Source organism: Pelagibacterium luteolum (genome assembly GCF_900100665.1).
Taxonomy (GTDB): Bacteria; Pseudomonadota; Alphaproteobacteria; order Rhizobiales; family Devosiaceae; genus Pelagibacterium; species Pelagibacterium luteolum.
Map to the genome: position 1 here is coordinate 698,146 of NZ_FNCS01000001.1, position 15,335 is coordinate 713,480.

At 61.7% G+C, this 15,335-nt stretch carries 15 protein-coding genes; 3 read left to right on the top strand and 12 right to left on the bottom strand.

From position 1 onward, the window contains the following. Positions 1–195: 195 nt before the first annotated feature. The 6 genes from trpB to BLR31_RS03400 form a co-directional block, all read right to left on the bottom strand. Positions 196–1,416 (bottom strand): tryptophan synthase subunit beta, encoded by a 1,221-nt coding sequence (gene trpB / locus BLR31_RS03375; protein ID WP_090591489.1) that lies wholly within the window; start codon positions 1,414–1,416, stop codon positions 196–198. Positions 1,417–1,422: 6 nt separating this feature from the next. Then, positions 1,423–2,076, bottom strand: a complete 654-nt coding sequence (locus BLR31_RS03380) for a phosphoribosylanthranilate isomerase (protein WP_090591493.1) — start codon at positions 2,074–2,076, stop codon at positions 1,423–1,425. Beyond that, positions 2,073–2,423 (bottom strand): LapA family protein, encoded by a 351-nt coding sequence (locus BLR31_RS03385; protein ID WP_090591497.1) that lies wholly within the window; start codon positions 2,421–2,423, stop codon positions 2,073–2,075. The genes BLR31_RS03380 and BLR31_RS03385 overlap by 4 nt, the downstream gene beginning before the upstream one ends. Before the next feature lie 41 nt (positions 2,424–2,464). Further along, entirely contained in the window at positions 2,465–2,746 is a 282-nt protein-coding gene (locus BLR31_RS03390; protein ID WP_090591500.1) for an integration host factor subunit beta, read from the bottom strand. Positions 2,747–2,807: 61 nt separating this feature from the next. Beyond that, on the bottom strand, positions 2,808–3,743 hold the full coding sequence (gene sppA, locus BLR31_RS03395; protein ID WP_090591504.1) for a signal peptide peptidase SppA: 936 nt from the start codon (positions 3,741–3,743) through the stop codon (positions 2,808–2,810). Between the two features lie 41 nt (positions 3,744–3,784). After that, the gene (locus tag BLR31_RS03400) at positions 3,785–4,288 is read right to left on the bottom strand and encodes a GNAT family N-acetyltransferase (RefSeq protein ID WP_090591508.1); all 504 of its coding nucleotides are present in this window, start codon (positions 4,286–4,288) and stop codon (positions 3,785–3,787) included. A 301-nt stretch (positions 4,289–4,589) separates the two neighbouring features. On the opposite strand from BLR31_RS03400, the gene BLR31_RS03405 reads away from it, so the two are divergent. Both BLR31_RS03405 and BLR31_RS03415 read left to right on the top strand, forming a co-directional pair. Then, positions 4,590–5,849: an Hsp70 family protein gene (locus tag BLR31_RS03405; RefSeq protein WP_090591512.1), complete on the top strand. Its 1,260-nt coding sequence runs from the start codon at positions 4,590–4,592 to the stop codon at positions 5,847–5,849. A gap of 591 nt (positions 5,850–6,440) precedes the next feature. Next, positions 6,441–7,310, top strand: coding sequence for a division plane positioning ATPase MipZ (locus BLR31_RS03415; RefSeq protein WP_090591519.1), 870 nt, complete (start codon positions 6,441–6,443; stop codon positions 7,308–7,310). 147 nt (positions 7,311–7,457) lie between these two features. Here the strand turns inward: BLR31_RS03415 and BLR31_RS03420 are convergent, their stop codons facing one another. Beyond that, positions 7,458–9,035 (bottom strand): winged helix-turn-helix domain-containing tetratricopeptide repeat protein, encoded by a 1,578-nt coding sequence (locus tag BLR31_RS03420; RefSeq protein ID WP_176762488.1) that lies wholly within the window; start codon positions 9,033–9,035, stop codon positions 7,458–7,460. 133 nt (positions 9,036–9,168) lie between these two features. On the opposite strand from BLR31_RS03420, the gene BLR31_RS03425 reads away from it, so the two are divergent. After that, the gene (locus BLR31_RS03425; RefSeq protein ID WP_176762489.1) at positions 9,169–10,176 is read left to right on the top strand and encodes a dienelactone hydrolase family protein; all 1,008 of its coding nucleotides are present in this window, start codon (positions 9,169–9,171) and stop codon (positions 10,174–10,176) included. A 6-nt stretch (positions 10,177–10,182) separates the two neighbouring features. On the opposite strand, the gene BLR31_RS03430 is transcribed toward BLR31_RS03425, so the two are convergent. The 5 genes from BLR31_RS03430 to rpsA all read right to left on the bottom strand — a co-directional run bounded on the left by BLR31_RS03430 (position 10,183) and on the right by rpsA (position 15,244). Further along, positions 10,183–10,686: a hypothetical protein gene (locus BLR31_RS03430; RefSeq protein ID WP_090591526.1), complete on the bottom strand. Its 504-nt coding sequence runs from the start codon at positions 10,684–10,686 to the stop codon at positions 10,183–10,185. Between the two features lie 131 nt (positions 10,687–10,817). Further along, positions 10,818–11,732: an SDR family oxidoreductase gene (locus BLR31_RS03435; protein WP_090591530.1), complete on the bottom strand. Its 915-nt coding sequence runs from the start codon at positions 11,730–11,732 to the stop codon at positions 10,818–10,820. Between the two features lie 125 nt (positions 11,733–11,857). Next, positions 11,858–12,766: an AraC family transcriptional regulator gene (locus tag BLR31_RS03440; RefSeq protein WP_090591534.1), complete on the bottom strand. Its 909-nt coding sequence runs from the start codon at positions 12,764–12,766 to the stop codon at positions 11,858–11,860. Between the two features lie 127 nt (positions 12,767–12,893). Next, positions 12,894–13,394, bottom strand: coding sequence for a GAF domain-containing protein (locus BLR31_RS03445; protein WP_090591536.1), 501 nt, complete (start codon positions 13,392–13,394; stop codon positions 12,894–12,896). 146 nt (positions 13,395–13,540) lie between these two features. Further along, a complete protein-coding gene (gene rpsA / locus BLR31_RS03450; RefSeq protein WP_090591540.1) occupies positions 13,541–15,244 on the bottom strand; it encodes a 30S ribosomal protein S1 in 1,704 nt (567 codons plus the stop codon). Positions 15,245–15,335 lie beyond the last annotated feature (91 nt).

The following is a 15,335-nucleotide window of genomic DNA, read 5'->3' on the forward strand; positions in this document are numbered from 1 at the left end:
TCCTGAAATCTCTACCTGATCGTTGATCAATAGATGGGCCCATAGCCCCCATTGAACAAGCGCTGAAAGGGACTACCAGCCATGCGGAGAATGCGGGTCTGGCCGCAATCGTCGTAAAGATTTGCTTAAAATGCAGCACTTCGGCGCGACGCGCTTGCCGAGCCATGCAGCCAGAACGGGGCTGGGGACGCAGTCCTAAAGCGCCATGCCAAGATGCTTGCCGACCGACTCTACGTCCTTGTCGCCTCGCCCCGACAGGCAAAGAACGATAATCTTGTCCTTGTCCATCTGCGGCGCCAGTTTCATGACATGGGCAAGGCCATGCGCGCTCTCCAGTGCCGGGATGATGCCCTCGAATTTCGTGCACGCCATGAAGGCGTCGAGCGCCTCTTTGTCGGTCACAGGAACATAGGTTACCCGGCCGCTGTCGCGCAGGAATGAGTGCTCGGGCCCCACGCCGGGATAGTCGAGACCAGCCGAAATCGAATGGCCTTCGATGATCTGGCCGTCGGCATCCTGAAGCAGATAGGTGCGGTTGCCGTGCAGGACGCCGGGGCGCCCGCCGGTCATCGACGCGGCATGGCCATTTTCAACATCGACGCCATGCCCGCCGGCTTCCGCGCCAAAAATCTCTACATCGGGGTCGTCGAGGAAGTCGTGAAACGTGCCGATAGCGTTCGATCCACCGCCGATGCACGCAACGACGGCGTCGGGCAAACGACCCTCGGCCTCGAGAATTTGTACTCGGATTTCTTCGCCGATCACCTTTTGGAAGTCGCGCACCATCTCGGGATAGGGGTGCGGACCGGCGGCGGTGCCGATCAGATAATATGTGCTGTCCACATTGGTGACCCAATCGCGCAACGCCTCGTTCATGGCGTCTTTCAACGTTCCGGCGCCGGCCGTCACCGGACGGACTTCGGCGCCGAGCATCTTCATGCGCAGGACGTTCGGCATCTGCCGCTCGACGTCGGTGGCGCCCATGAAAATGGTGCAGGGCAGTCCGAACCGGGCGCAGACCGTGGCGGTTGCAACCCCGTGCTGACCAGCGCCGGTTTCCGCTATGATGCGGGTCTTGCCCATCCGCTTGGCCAGAAGGATCTGGCCCAGACAATTGTTGAGCTTGTGCGAGCCCGTGTGATTGAGGTCCTCGCGCTTGAAATACACTTTCGCGCCACCAAGCTCGTCCGTCATGCGCTCGGCGAAATAGAGCGGTGAGGGGCGGCCAGCGAAATGGGTGCGCAAATCCTCCATTTCCGCCAGAAATTCTGGATCATTCTGGGCAGCGCGGTAGGACTTTTCGAGATCGAGGATCAGCGGCATGAGCGTTTCGGCAACGAACCGCCCGCCGAACATCCCGAACTTGCCGTTTTCGTCCGGCCCCTGACGCAGCGAATTGGCCATTGCTTCGGTCATGATCGTCTATTTCCCAATTGCTGCGGCGCGAGCGCTTTTAATAAAGGCGCTGATCAGCGCCGCGTCCTTGACGCCCTTTTCGCGTTCTACTCCGGACGATACGTCTATGCCGTAAGGTCGGATCGTTCTGACGGCCTCGGCGACGTTGTCGACATCAAGGCCACCCGAAAGCATGAAGGCGATGCCGGGGTCAAGCGTCTCCAGCAGCGACCAATCGAACGGGGTGCCGAGCCCACCGGGACGCGAGGCGCCTTTGGGGGGCTTGGCGTCGAGGATCAGCCGATCCGAGACCGGGCGGAAAAACGGCACCTGCCGCACATCGTTGCGGTCCGCGATCGGCAGGGCCTTGATGATCTTGAGCCCGGACCGCTCGCGGATATCGGCGACGCGGCCCTTGGGTTCGCTACCGTGCAATTGCAACCATCGCGCCCCGGTCCCGACCGCAGCGGCGATGGTGTCGTTGTCGGGATCGACAAGCAGGATCACGGTCTCGATACGATCGTCAGCTTGCGCAACCAGAGCCGATATCTCTTGGAAGGGCAGGTGGCGCGGGCTTTTTTCGAAATGCACGAACCCGACCATCTCCGCGCCTTCGTCGATGACATGCTCAAGAATATCGGGGGTTTTCACCCCGCAAATCTTGATGATCGGCGTGGTCATGCCAGTTCGTCGGCGGCGAGCATCGCAGGGTCGTCCTGCCGTGCCGGTGCGCGGCGGGCCTTATCGAGATCGGTACGGAGCTTTTCGTTGTCGCGGCGCAGGCGCTTTTCTTCGCGGCGATGGCCCGATTGCGTGAACCAGACGGCCAGTCCACCCAATGAAATACCAAAGAAAAGAACGGCATAGATGACGAGGAACAGCGGCATGCCTACGCCTGGTGCAGTCGCATCGACGCCCACCAGCGGGTTGAAATTGACTGCGACCTGATGCCGGTTGGCCAGAGCGAAGACCAGGATCACGAGGCACAGGGGGACGAGCACGAGCCAGCCGACGATGCGTTTGCGCATGACGCGAAAGATTCCTTGTTATCCGCGAAGAGGTTAGGGGGCTATTCCCCGTTCAGCCGCTCGCGGATTTCCTTGCCTGCCTTGAACTGGGGCACGTATTTTTCGCCCACATCGACCTGTTCGCCGGTCCGGGGATTGCGCCCGACGCGGGCGGGGCGGTTCTTGACCGAAAACGCCCCAAAACCGCGCAATTCCACGCGATCACCGCGCGCCATGGCGTCTCCGACCTCATCGAGAATGGCATTGACGATGTTTTCGACGTCGCGGTGGAAGAGGTGCGGATTTTCGGCCGCCAGTTTTTCGATGAGTTCGGACTTGATCATGTCTCGTCGCACGCCCCCCGGCGCCTGGTGCCGCTAATGGCTTTTTTTGACTGATGAATTTTCAATGGGGCGAAGGTTGCCAAAGGGAAACCAACCCGTCAAGCGGCAAGCCGAAATTGGCGCCGCCCAGAGCGTCGCGTGCCTGGCTGAAAATGAAGTCGAACCAGCTAAATCCTTGATTCTGCGGCCAAACTGAAACGACCGGCAGATCGGGATCGATATCATGGGTTTCGCTAAGCCAGGCGATGGCTTCGGGCTGGCCGCCTGTGGCGTCGATCAGCCCCGATGCGATGCCGTCAATGCCGCTCATTACGCGACCGTCGGCCAGAGCGAGGGCTGCGGGGCGGGTCAAATCGCGGCGTTCGATGACGAGATCGAGGAAATATTGAAATGAAGAATCGACAAGTTCTTCAAGCACTTGCCTAACTTCTGGTGTCATTGCCTCGTCATAGTCGGGCTCCGATTTCAGCGGTCCGGAGGCGACTTTGTCGAGGTCGATGCCGATCGTGTCGAACAGCGCGCCGGCGTCGATATGCTGGAGGTAAACACCGATCGATCCGATGATCGAGAGGTTGCGGGAAAAGATCTGGTCGGTGCCGATTGCCGCCATGTAAGCGGCAGAGGCGCCGAGCTCCCCGATGGTGCTAACCACCGGTTTTTGCTCGGAAATTTCGCGCAGCGACTCGTAGAGCTCTTCGCCACCGGCTGAAGTGCCGCCAGGGCTGTTGATGGCAACGATAACCGCGGCGATCGAATCGTCTTCAGCGATGGCGCGCAGGATCGCGGTGCGCTCGGCGGATGTGGTGATCGTGCCAGAAATGCCAATGCGCGCAATGGTTTGGCCCTGCGGCATCAAGGTCGGACCAAACCTTGCCATGCCGATCAGAACGGCGACTGCCAGGACCAGAAACGCAAAAATCCGCCAGCGGCCACGCGATCGCCTGAGGGCATTCGAGACCGGAATATCGCGGATCGGATCGTCGTCAACAATAGGCATATATGGGTCCAGATCGGAGATTGTGCGCGTGATCGACAGAGCTACTCTTGAGTTGGCGACACTGTCGTGCGGATCATATAGCACGCATCGGCGCTATAGGTCGCGAGCTTGGATGAAAGTTGCGGCTGGGGTTGGGCGGCAAAGCCCATGGCGGTCCAGAACGGGACCGAATTGTTCACCGCCACTAGACTCATGGCGCCAAATTGTTCGGCGACGCGCGAAACGATCTCGACGCAGTGACGCGCTGCGCCGGTACCTCGTGCGAGGGGCAAAAGCGCTAGGTCGTGAATATAGAGCGTGTCGGGATGCTCGGGGATAGCGCCGAGGACAGTATTGAGGGCGGGTAGGGTCCCCAGGCGCCACGGGTGGGCGAGGATATAGCCCGCAGGCGTTCCATCGATCTCGAGCAGCAGGCACGCGTCGGGCGCTATCGCCTGCCGGTCGGCAAAGACCGCATCGTCCTCGGGGAACTCGGGATGCACGATCCGGGCGATGGCTGAAACCGTCGCGATGTCGGATGGGAGGAGGGGGCGCCAGCGATGCATTTATGGTTAATCGGGGGTTAACACTGCGGTAAAGGGGTTTCGCGCGATTGCTTGCCGCGATCAGCCGGTGGGGTCAAGTCGGCAGGATGCGAACGCGTCCAGGCATACCGGATCCCGGCTCTTCGCCCGGGATGACGTGCGAGGGGGGGGCATCTGGTATCGCGACCGGCGTTCGGCCGGCAATCAACTGCTCCGGCCTTGCGTCGGTCCGGCCATCGGGTTAAGGGCTGCGCCCCTTCACGAGACATCAAGATCGCGCGGCGATGAGCCGGTCGTGATCATATCCCCAAGGATCAGGCGCATGGCCGAACTGTTTTGCGGCATCGATTTCGGCACCACCAATTCGACGGTGGGGCTTTGCGCCAAAAATGGGCAGCCCGAGCTGGTGCCGCTCGAAGACGACAATCTGACGATACCTTCGGCGATCTTTTTCAGTTTTGAAGACCATCAGGTCTATTTCGGGCGCGCTGCGGTGTTTGAATATATGGACGGCGCCGAGGGCCGGTTCATGCGCGCCATGAAATCGATTCTGGGTTCGTCACTGATGGAGGAAACCACCCAGGTCGGGCGCGAGCGGATGCGGTTCGAGCAGTTGATCGGGCGTTTCCTGCGCCATTTGCGCCATCAGCTCGAGGGCAATGGTGGTGCGGCACCCGAACAGGTGGTGCTGGGGCGGCCGGTGTTTTTCGTCGACGGCGATCCCAAGGCCGACAAGACGGCGGAAGATCAGTTACGCTCGGCGGCGGCGACGCAAGGGTTTCGCCATATCGAATTCCAGTTCGAGCCCGTGGCGGCGGCGCTCCATTTCGAGCAGAGGCTGACGCGCGAAGAGCTGGCGCTGGTGGTCGATGTGGGCGGTGGCACCTCGGACTTTTCGGTGCTGCGGCTGTCGCCGGAACGGGCGCGTTCGGCGAACCGGCTCAGCGATATATTGAGCACCAGCGGTGTTCATGTGGGTGGTACCGATTTCGACCGCCTGTTGAACCTTGCGCGAGTGATGCCTGAAATGGGGCGGGGAACCGAGACGCGCGACGGCAAGCGGCAACTGCCGCAATGGTATTTCCACGACATGGCGACGTGGCACCGGATCAATCTGCTCTATACGCCAAAGATTTTCCGCGACGTCACGGCCCTGCAGCGCGAGGCGGCCGAGCCCGAGAAAGTCGATAAATTTCTCCACCTTCTCGAACACCGCTCCGGCCACCGGCTGGCGTCGGCTGTGGAGACTGCCAAGATCGAATTGACTGATGCCATGGATACCGAAGTGACGCTCGACGAGCCGGGGCTGACGCTGGAACTGCCGGTGACGCGCGGGGAATTCGAGGCGGCGGTCGGCGGGCTTGTCGAGAAAATCGGCGGAGCGATCGACGAGGCGTTGGCGCGCGCCGGGGTCGGTGCGGGGGCCATCGAAACCATTATCCTCACCGGGGGTGGCGCGCAGGTGCCCAGCGTCATGGCGACGGTCAACCAGCGCTTTCCCGATGCCAAAATCGCCCAATCGGATCGGTTTGGCGCTGTGGGGCTGGGCCTGGCGCTCGATGCGGCGGGGAAGTTTGGGTGAGCTGCGCGCGATGAAGGGGGTGGTTGTGCCAATCACTGGAGCCTACCCTCGGCGTCATGCCATGTCGTTGAGCAGCAGTTCCTACTCCAGCACCAGCACTAGCTCCATCGCCAGCGTCATCCCGGCCTTGAGCCGGGACCCGGCATGCTCCGGGTTTATGGCCCGCGCTGAGGGCCGATCGTTGGGGCTGAGCATACTGGGCCCCGGGTCTTCGCCCGGGGTGACAGGTCGGGGGATGATGGGGTGTGGGTAGTTCTCAACTCCGCATCGTACCAGCCCAAGCCCAAGCCCAAGCCCTTGGCCCACCTCAACCACACTCCAATTCCATCCCCAGTGTCATCCCGGCCTTGAGCCGGGATCCAGTATGCTCGGGGTGCGTGGGTGGCGTTGGGAGCTGATCGTTGCGGCTGAGCATACTGGGCCCCGGGTCTTTGCCCGGGGTGACGGCTTGGGAGAGGTGGGTGCGGTGTCTCCGAAAAATGTTGAAAACATTGTGACTTAGGCGTCACGTCAACCGGCAATTAAGGCCTTGTTAACCATGTCCGTAGCTGATGGGGGGCGATTTTTCGGGATTGATTTGGGGTTGTGACGATGGTGCAGTCTGGCGCGCATATCATTGCGGTGGGCAACGAAAAGGGTGGGTCGGGCAAGTCGACGACGGCGCTGCATCTGGCGGTCTATCTGCTGCATCAGGGCTATCGGGTCGGTACGATGGACGTCGACAGCCGGCAGCAGACGCTAACCCGCTATATACGCAATCGTCGCATGACCATGGACCGCACGGCGCGCGAAGTGCCGATGCCCAAGCATTTGCATGTGCCCACGGCCTGGGGCGATTCGATTGCCGAAAACCAGGTCGCCGAACGCGAGATTCTGGGCCGCAGGCTCGACAGTCTGCGCGATCAGGTCGATTTCATCATCATCGATACGCCGGGTTTTGACTGCTCGCTGGCGCGGATGGCGCATGGGCTGGCCGATACCGTGGTGACCCCGCTCAACGATTCCATGATCGATCTCGATGTTCTGGCGCGGGTCGACGATGTGAGCGGCGAGCCGATCCAGATGAGCCCCTACTCGCGCAATGTGCAAAAGGCGCGCGCCGACCGCCTGGCCCGCACGGGCAAGAGCAGCGACTGGGTTCTGGTGCGCAATCGTATATCGAGCATCGGGTCGCGCAATACGAGCCAAGTGCAGCAGACGATTGAACAGGTGGCTGAAAAACTCGGCTGCCGTGTCGCCGACGGTATTGCCGAGCGGGTGATTTTCCGCTCGCTCTTTACGCTGGGGATGACGGTGTTCGATCCCATCGACGCGCAATTGCTCGGCAGTGCGCCCTCCATCTCGCACGTCAACGCGCGACAGGAATATCGCAGCCTCGTTTCGGCGCTGTGGCTGCCAGTGAGGCTGCCGGTGCCGGCGGCGGACAATGAGACGCGGGCCGCTACGCGGTTGATGGCTTAGGCCGGCGCTGCAAGATGGGTCCTCGGGTCGAGCCCGAGGATGACGGAGGGTGGGGTGGGGGCCGGATGGATCCGCTCCCGTCTCGCGATGGGTCATCGCGGTATGCCAATCGACAATGGGCAGTCGGGCGACCTGATCGCGATGATCTTACGGTGCCTGCGCGGCAATCTCGAAGCCTTGCGTGAATATGCGGGCGGCGTCGGGGTGAAGGCCCGCGGCGTCGGCAAACCATTGCGGGGTAAAATGGGGCGTTTGCGCCATGAGCGCGGCCATTTTCTCGCGGGCTTCGTCCTCATGGCCGGCCAGCGCCAAGGCGGCGACGAGCCCGGCGCGCGCTTCGATATGGTCAGGGGCGCGGCGATAGGATGAGACCGCCTCGTCATAATATCCGTTGAGCACCATGACGGCGCCCCGGTTCCAGTCGTACCAGTCGGGACGGGTCGGATTGAGGGTTATGGCGCGTTCGATCCACCCCATGGCCTCTTCGCCAAGCGCGGGGAAATGCAGGGCGCGAAAGGCCATATAGGCCAGAAGATCGGCATCGTTGGGAGCGAGCGTTGCCGCCCTGCGCACCATCTGCTCGGCGCGGTCGGGATCGGTCCAGCGCACGACATTGGCTGCCTGTACGAGCGCGGTGGGCACATCGGGCGAAACGCGGATTGCTTCAAGGGCCGCCGCATCGCCTTGCGCCCAGAGCGCCTCCATCTCCGCCTCTGTCATTTCGGGATGGACGCGGCTGTAACTGAGGAGCGAGAGCTTGGCCCAGGCCTCGCCAAAGCCGGGATCGAGCGCCACGGCGCGCTTGAGAAGGCGTTCCGCCTCTTCCATGTCGGAAATCCCGTACACCTGGATACGCTCGGCTGCCTGGAGATAAAGATCATAGGCGGTGAGGTTGGCCGCGCCGCGCCCCACGGCGGCGGCGCGCTCGTGACGAGCGATCGGCCCGCTCCAGCGCGCGGCGAGCTGGCCGATGACGGCTTCGGAGGCATCACGTTGCAGATCGAGCAGGTCGGCCACCGAACCCGTGAACTGTTCGCCCCACACATGCTGGCCGCCTTGCGTGCCGATCAAGGCGACAGACAATCGTGCACGGCCGGCTTCTGTCTGGACCGAGCCCGTGAGGAGATAATCGGCCCCCATGTCCCGGGCGGCATCGAGCCCGGCATCGGCGAGACTTCGCGAGGCGGCGTCGGCGTAAACGAAAATCCAGTCATTGCGCGCCAGATCGGAAATGACGTCCAGAGTCAGGGCTTGGGCAAGGCGCTGCCAGCGCTCACCCTCGCTTAAGGCGGAGAAGGGCAGGACGGCAATCGCGGGGCCGGCGTCGGGGGACGGATTTTCGTCGCGAAAGGACGTGGCGGTCCATAAGCCGCCGATGAGCATGAGCGTGGCGAGAGCGAGGGCCATGCCCCATCGTGACATGGGGTGATGGCGCACGGGGCGCGCGATATCGAGGCTGTAGCCACGCTTGGCATAGGTCTTGAGCGCGGCGCCATCGGCGCCCAGGGCGCGGCGGATATCGCCGATGCACTGGACGAGTGCGTCTTCGTCAACGAACCGGGACGCCCAGACGGTATCGAGGAGTTCAGCCTTGCTCACGATGTGTCCAGGGCGGGCCGCGAGGACCGTGAGGACGGCGGCTGGTTTCGGCCGTAGCGCAGCACGGCGACCATCGGGTCCGACAACCGTCCCGCTCGCCAGATCGACGATCGTGTTTCCGATCATGAGGGTGTCGGCGCTGGGGCGGAGGGATGGGGATTTTTTCGGAAAGATTTCGGCAGACGCTCGGGACATCGCGAGGCCCAGGCGCTCACCTAGGGCGCGTATGGAACCACTCAACCACATAAGAGGTATCGCCATGTCCAGACCGAAATCCGGTTCGTCCAATTCTCTTATATCATTGTGTGCGCGGGCGGGTCTCGCCGCTTTTTGCAGCCTCGGGGGGCTTGCTCCGGTCACGGGCGCGGCGCAGGTCGCGCCCGAGACCCTGCCGATCTATTCGGTGACGGCGACCGACACGCAGTTCCTCCAGGGGCAGGCGCGTTACGGGTCGCCCGCCCATATCAGCGGCAAGCTGCAATTGCCCGGCGGCGAAGGGCCGTATCCGGCCGTCATCATCCTGCACGGTTCGAGCGGGGCGGGCTCCATGGGCTATCGCGATTGGGAGACGAGGCTGAACGCTGCGGGATTTGCAACGCTTCTTGTCGACAGCTACACGGCGCGCGGGGTCGAGGAGATTTTCTCAGATCAGGGGCGGCTGGGGGAGTTCTATGCCGTCTATGACGCCTATCGCGCCGCTGACGCATTGGCGCGCCATGCGGCCATCGATCCGGGGCGCATAGCAGTGCTTGGGTTCTCGCGCGGCGGCATCGGGGCGCTCTATAGCGCGATGGACCGGTTTGCGTTTCTCTACGGTCCCGCCGAACCGCTGGCCGCGCATGTGCCGTTTTATCCGCCGTGCAATTTCGCGCTCGAGGATCCGCTGCAAACGACGGGTGCGCCCATAAGGCTGTTTCACGGGGAGGCGGACGACTGGAACCCGTTGGCGGCGTGCGAGCGCTATATCGCCGCTCTGGCGGCGGCGGGCACCAATGCGGAGATTACAACCTATCCCGATGCCAGTCATGCCTTCGACAACAGTGCGGCGCCGGCCTTTTTCGTTGTTGGCGAGGCGCAGACGTCCCGGGCCTGTTTCAGAACAGAATATGCGGGGGTGCTCTATGCCGATGACAATTTCGAGCGGCCGTTCGGGTGGGACGATGGCTGCGTCGAGACGGGGCCGAGCCAGCAGTTCCAGCGCGAAGCGGCAATGGCGGCCAAGGATGCCGTCATCGCCTTTCTGGTCGAAACGCTGACGCCGAAGTGAGGCGGATCAATTCTCGATGGGTTGTATGTCGCGTTCGGCGAGCGAGAAATCGTCGGCGCTGATGGTGAGAGACACCGAACTTTGTTCAAATTCACCAGTCGTCAGATAGCCGTCGACGGCGTGAACGGTGATCCCTTCGATCGTGTAGGTGAGGGCGGTGCCTTCGGCCTCGCGGGGGAGGATTTCGACGACCAGCGACCGCGTCGTATCCTCATCGAGCACCCAGTTCATCAAGGTGGCGTCCATGGACGTCACGAAAAGGGTAAAGCGGGGGCGGCCATCGCTCTGTTCGTCCTCGAACTCGGGGTTGGGCGCAACGCGGAACGAGAACTGCTCCAGCGTATAATCGCCGACCACCTCGCCAGCGGCGTCATTGAGGGTCAGAAAGATCGTGGGCGGGTTCGCCAGGGGCTCGCCGGTCGCTGGGTCGATGGCGATCGAAAGCGCCGATGCGGGCAGGGCGATTGTGCCCAAAAGGGCGGCGAGAGAAAAAGCGCGGAGCAAGGTCAAGGATCAAACCCTCTTATATCGAAGTTGCAGGTGCCTGAACGATCCAGACAGGGGCGGTCCGGGTATAGCCGCACCGCCCTGAACTGATGATGAACTTTCATCGTTCCGATTTGCTCCATGATCGGTGCGCTTTATGCAAAGCGTATCCCGACAAGCGCCTCCGAAACATCCCAGAGCTGGCTGGCTTTTGCGCTGTCGAGGGCCTGTGGCGGCGGGGTTTCCTGGGTGGGATAGCCGCGGGTGCCGCCGAGCCGGTCGGGGCCGTAATAGGCACCATCGCGCGCATTGGGGTCGGTGGCGGCATAAAGCGTTGGCAGTGCGCCTTGCGAGGCGGGCTGAAAAAGGAAGGGCAGCATCCGGCGCGTGAGCCCGGCAAAGCTCCAACGGGCGGCCTGATTGGGGATGAGATCGGTGCGGGAAATGCCTGGATGCGCGCCCATGCTCTCGATGCCCCATCCTGCAGCCCTGCTGCGGCGGGCCAACTCGAACGCAAACATGATGCAGGCGAGCTTGGACTGGCTATAGACCTTCATGGCGTCGTAACTGCGTTCGGCCTGCAGGTCGGAAAAATCAATAGCACCGCTCCGCGCGGCGACGCTCCCAAGGGTTATGACGCGCGGGTTCGTGCCCTTCTTGAGCAGCGGCATCAGATGGGCGGTGAGGGCGAAATGACCGAGATAATTTGTGCCCAATTGCAATTCAAAGCCGTCGCTCGTGGTCCGTCGCTCGGGCGGGGTCATAACGCCGGCATTGTTGATGAGAATATCGAGGTGCGGTTGCTCAGCGGCGAGCTGCTCGGCAAAACGGGCAACAGAGGCGAGATCGCCGAGGTCTAAAAGTCCAAAGCGCACCGATGCGCGTGGATGGCTCGCCTTGATCCTTGCGACGGCTTCGGCGCCCTTTTTGGCGTTGCGGCCCGCAAGCACGACATTAGCGCCTGCGCCGGCCAGTGCCAGAGCGTCTTCATAACCGATGCCGCCGGTGCCGGTGACCACGGCCGTGCGGCCTGATTGCGAGGGGATGTTGGCTGTTGTCCATTTCGTCATCGGTTGTCCTTGCCGTTCAGCTGTTGGAGAAACTGAAGCCATGATGGCGAACCGGGGCCGAAACGGCCATGCCGGAACATTCAGGAAACTTGCCTGATCCTCCAATGCTGCACGATGGGATCCTGCTAGGACGGCATCGCGACCGGTGTGAGCGATCGAATGCTCATCGTATCGTGCTTGGGCGGCACGCCGAAGGCGCGGGAATATTCACGGCTGAATTGCGAGGGACTTTCATAGCCGACGCGATAGGCGGCCTCGGTGACGTTTACGGCATCGGAAAACATCAGCCGCCGCGCTTCGAGCAGACGCAATTGCTTTTGGAATTGCAGCGGCGTCATCGCGGTCAGCGCCTTGAAGTGGTGGTAAAACGATGACGGGCTCATACCGGCGGCAACGGCCAGACGATCGATCGAGAGGCGTTGGGTATAGTGCTCGCGCAACAGCCAGATGGCGCGCGCGATACGGGCGAGATGGGTTTCGGGCAGCGCCTGGCGGCAAATGGCGCCGCCATGGGGACCGCTCAGGAGCCAATAATAGATTTCCCGCAATATCGCCGGGTAGAGAATGGGGATCGCCTGCGGCGTCTCGGCCAGCCTGAGCAGCCGCCCGATGCAGTCGGCAAGGGCATCGCCGATGTCGATGACGAATGCCGCGGGGCCGTCGGTTTGTGGGGCGACTGGCGGATGGTCCATGTGCTCGAAGACGTCGCGCAGGATCGCGGGGTCGATATCTATGGTGACGCCGATAAAGGGTTCATTAGGACTGGAGGCGACGATGCGGCCGCAGGCCGGGGTCTCCATGCTGACGATCAGGGCCTGCATGACACCATATTCGAGCGTGTCGTCTCCCACCAAGAGCTCTTTGCCACCCTGGACCACCACGCAGAGCGAGGGGCGATAAAGGGCATGATTGGCATCGACGGTGCGAAATGACCGCAGGACATGGGCGCCGCCCGTGGGCAAGGGGAAATGGCCCTCACCGCCGCCCTGGGCATCTACGAAGCTGGTGACTGCGCTCAGAAGTGTCGAGGTCATATTTGGCTCCGGTCAGGCCGTGTCGGCGGGCGGGATAACGCAAAGATCGGACAGCGTGCTGGTCAAGCGCCATCATGCCAAGGTATCGGGCCATGCTCAAATGCTTTTGACTGGCTCCGGTAAGAGCCTAGACCGCCAAAGCTATTTCCTGCCTGAAGGCATCGACAAGAAACGGCGCCATCCGCATGGCGATGGCGAGTTTCTCCTCATCATAGTGATGTTCGACATCGAGGATCGCGATGGTGCCGAGAAGAGTGTTCTGGGCAATGATCGGCACATTGATGGCCGAGCCAAGACCTAGGCTGGCGATCAGTTCGTGATCGAAATACGCCCAGCGAATGGCGTCCATGTCCCGACCGAGAAAGGGTTGACGCTTCCTGATCACCAGATCGCCCCACGGCGTTTCGCCCATTTTCTTTCGGCCCGACACCGGGTAGGCGGCCGGATTGTTGCTCCAGAAGCGCTGGACCTCCTGCCCGCCGGGCAGCATGATCAAGAGCGTAAAGAGCTTGTGCCCGACGAGGTTCTGGAGTGCCTGATCGACGGCGTCGTAAAGCGCCGGACGGTCACCGGTGGCCAGAACGTGATGGAGGCCGTCGAAGACTTCGATCTGAGATTGAAAAGACACGAGCGGGAATTCCTTGCTGACGACGGACAGTTAGAAAAAAGGCCCGCGCTTGCGCGCGAGCCTCATGAAAGTCGGACACACTTGTATGGTCGCGCTGCCGAACAGGAAAAGTGGGAGCCACCTTTCCTTCGCAGCACTCCGTGTGCTTACTTCTTGTCGGCGCCCTTGAGGGCTGCGCCGAGGATGTCGCCGAGCGAAGCGCCCGAATCCGACGAACCGTACTGTGCAACGGCTTCTTTTTCTTCGGCGATTTCGAGCGCCTTGATCGAGAGGCCGATACGACGGGTCTTCTTGTCGAACTGGATGATACGCGCATCGAGCTTTTCGCCGACGGCGAAGCGCTCGGGGCGCTGATCTTCACGGTCACGCGACAGATCCGAACGACGGATGAAGGCGGTCAGATCGGTTTCTGCGATCCGGACTTCCACGCCACCATCGTTAACGGCGGTAACCGTTGCGGTGACGATGGCGCCCTTGCGCAGACCATCCGAACCCGAAGCGGCATCAGCCATCGCGTCGGAACCAAGCTGCTTGATACCAAGCGAGATGCGTTCCTTTTCGATGTCGACGTCGAGGACCTTGGCCTTGACGATATCGCCACGGTTGTAGTCTTCGAGGGCTTCTTCACCCGGACGGTTCCAATCGAGATCGGAGAGGTGGACCATGCCGTCCACATCGCCGTCGAGACCAATGAACAGGCCGAATTCGGTCTTGTTCTTGACTTCGCCTTCGATCTCGGCGCCGATCGGGAACTTGTCGGCAAAGCTTTCCCACGGGTTCGACAGGGTCTGCTTGAGACCGAGCGAGATGCGGCGCTTTTCCGGATCGACTTCCAGGACCATGACTTCGACTTCCTGGGAGGTCGAAACGATCTTGCCCGGATGGACGTTCTTTTTGGTCCAGCTCATTTCCGAAACGTGGATCAGGCCTTCGATGCCTGGCTCCAGCTCGACGAATGCGCCGTAGTCGGTGATGTTGGTCACGCGGCCAGTGAACTTGGCGTTGACAGGATACTTGGCTGCAATGCCTTCCCAAGGATCGGCCTGGAGCTGCTTCATGCCCAGCGAAATACGATGGCTTTCCTGATTGACGCGGATGATCTGGACCTTGATGGTCTCGCCGATCGAAAGCACTTCGTTGGGATGGTTGACGCGACGCCATGCAATGTCGGTGACGTGCAGGAGGCCGTCGATGCCGCCCAGATCGACGAACGCGCCGTAATCGGTGATGTTCTTGACGACACCCTCGACAACCTGGCCTTCTTCGAGCTGCTGGACGATTTCCGAACGCTGTTCAGCGCGCGACTCTTCGAGAATGGCACGACGCGAAACGACGATATTGCCGCGACGCTTGTCCATCTTGAGGATCTGGAAGGGCTGCGGCACGTTCATGAGCGGAGCGATGTCGCGGATCGGACGGATATCGACCTGCGAACGCGGCAGGAAGGCCACGGCGCCGTCGAGATCGACGGTGAAGCCACCCTTGACCTGATTGAAGATCTGGCCTTCGACCTTCTCGTTCTTTTCGTAAAGAACTTCGAGGCGGACCCAGCTCTCTTCGCGGCGAGCCTTCTCGCGCGACAGAACGGCTTCGCCGGCAGCGTTTTCAACGCGGTCGACGTAAACTTCGACTTCCGAGCCAACGGCGATCGTGCCGTCGCGGCCAGCGGCGCCGAATTCCTTCATCGGCACGCGGCCTTCGGTCTTGAGACCGACGTCGATGATTGCAAGGTCCTTCTCGATCGCGACGACCTTGCCCTTGACGACGGTACCCTCGACGGGATCGACGTCCTGAAAGCTCTCCATAAGGAGCTGTTCGAAATCTTCAGCAGAAATAGTCTGGTTAGCCATTAAAACTCCATTCCGGACATTTGGCCGGAACATATCGGGTTGGTGTTGACGATAGTGTGCGACTGCCAATGACAAGCAGCGTTATCGGCAC

Bases quoted from the DNA above. Each gene is read 5' to 3' on its own strand.
- trpB (WP_090591489.1), bottom strand. From the start codon at position 1,416: ATGACCGAAGCAATGGCCAATTCGCTGCGTCAGGGGCCGGACGAAAAC.
- BLR31_RS03380 (WP_090591493.1), bottom strand. From the start codon at position 2,076: ATGACCACGCCGATCATCAAGATTTGCGGGGTGAAAACCCCCGATATT.
- BLR31_RS03385 (WP_090591497.1), bottom strand. From the start codon at position 2,423: ATGCGCAAACGCATCGTCGGCTGGCTCGTGCTCGTCCCCCTGTGCCTC.
- BLR31_RS03390 (WP_090591500.1), bottom strand. From the start codon at position 2,746: ATGATCAAGTCCGAACTCATCGAAAAACTGGCGGCCGAAAATCCGCAC.
- sppA (WP_090591504.1), bottom strand. From the start codon at position 3,743: ATGCCTATTGTTGACGACGATCCGATCCGCGATATTCCGGTCTCGAAT.
- BLR31_RS03400 (WP_090591508.1), bottom strand. From the start codon at position 4,288: ATGCATCGCTGGCGCCCCCTCCTCCCATCCGACATCGCGACGGTTTCA.
- BLR31_RS03405 (WP_090591512.1), top strand. From the start codon at position 4,590: ATGGCCGAACTGTTTTGCGGCATCGATTTCGGCACCACCAATTCGACG.
- BLR31_RS03415 (WP_090591519.1), top strand. From the start codon at position 6,441: ATGGTGCAGTCTGGCGCGCATATCATTGCGGTGGGCAACGAAAAGGGT.
- BLR31_RS03420 (WP_176762488.1), bottom strand. From the start codon at position 9,035: ATGATCGGAAACACGATCGTCGATCTGGCGAGCGGGACGGTTGTCGGA.
- BLR31_RS03425 (WP_176762489.1), top strand. From the start codon at position 9,169: ATGTCCAGACCGAAATCCGGTTCGTCCAATTCTCTTATATCATTGTGT.
- BLR31_RS03435 (WP_090591530.1), bottom strand. From the start codon at position 11,732: ATGACGAAATGGACAACAGCCAACATCCCCTCGCAATCAGGCCGCACG.
- BLR31_RS03440 (WP_090591534.1), bottom strand. From the start codon at position 12,766: ATGACCTCGACACTTCTGAGCGCAGTCACCAGCTTCGTAGATGCCCAG.
- rpsA (WP_090591540.1), bottom strand. From the start codon at position 15,244: ATGGCTAACCAGACTATTTCTGCTGAAGATTTCGAACAGCTCCTTATG.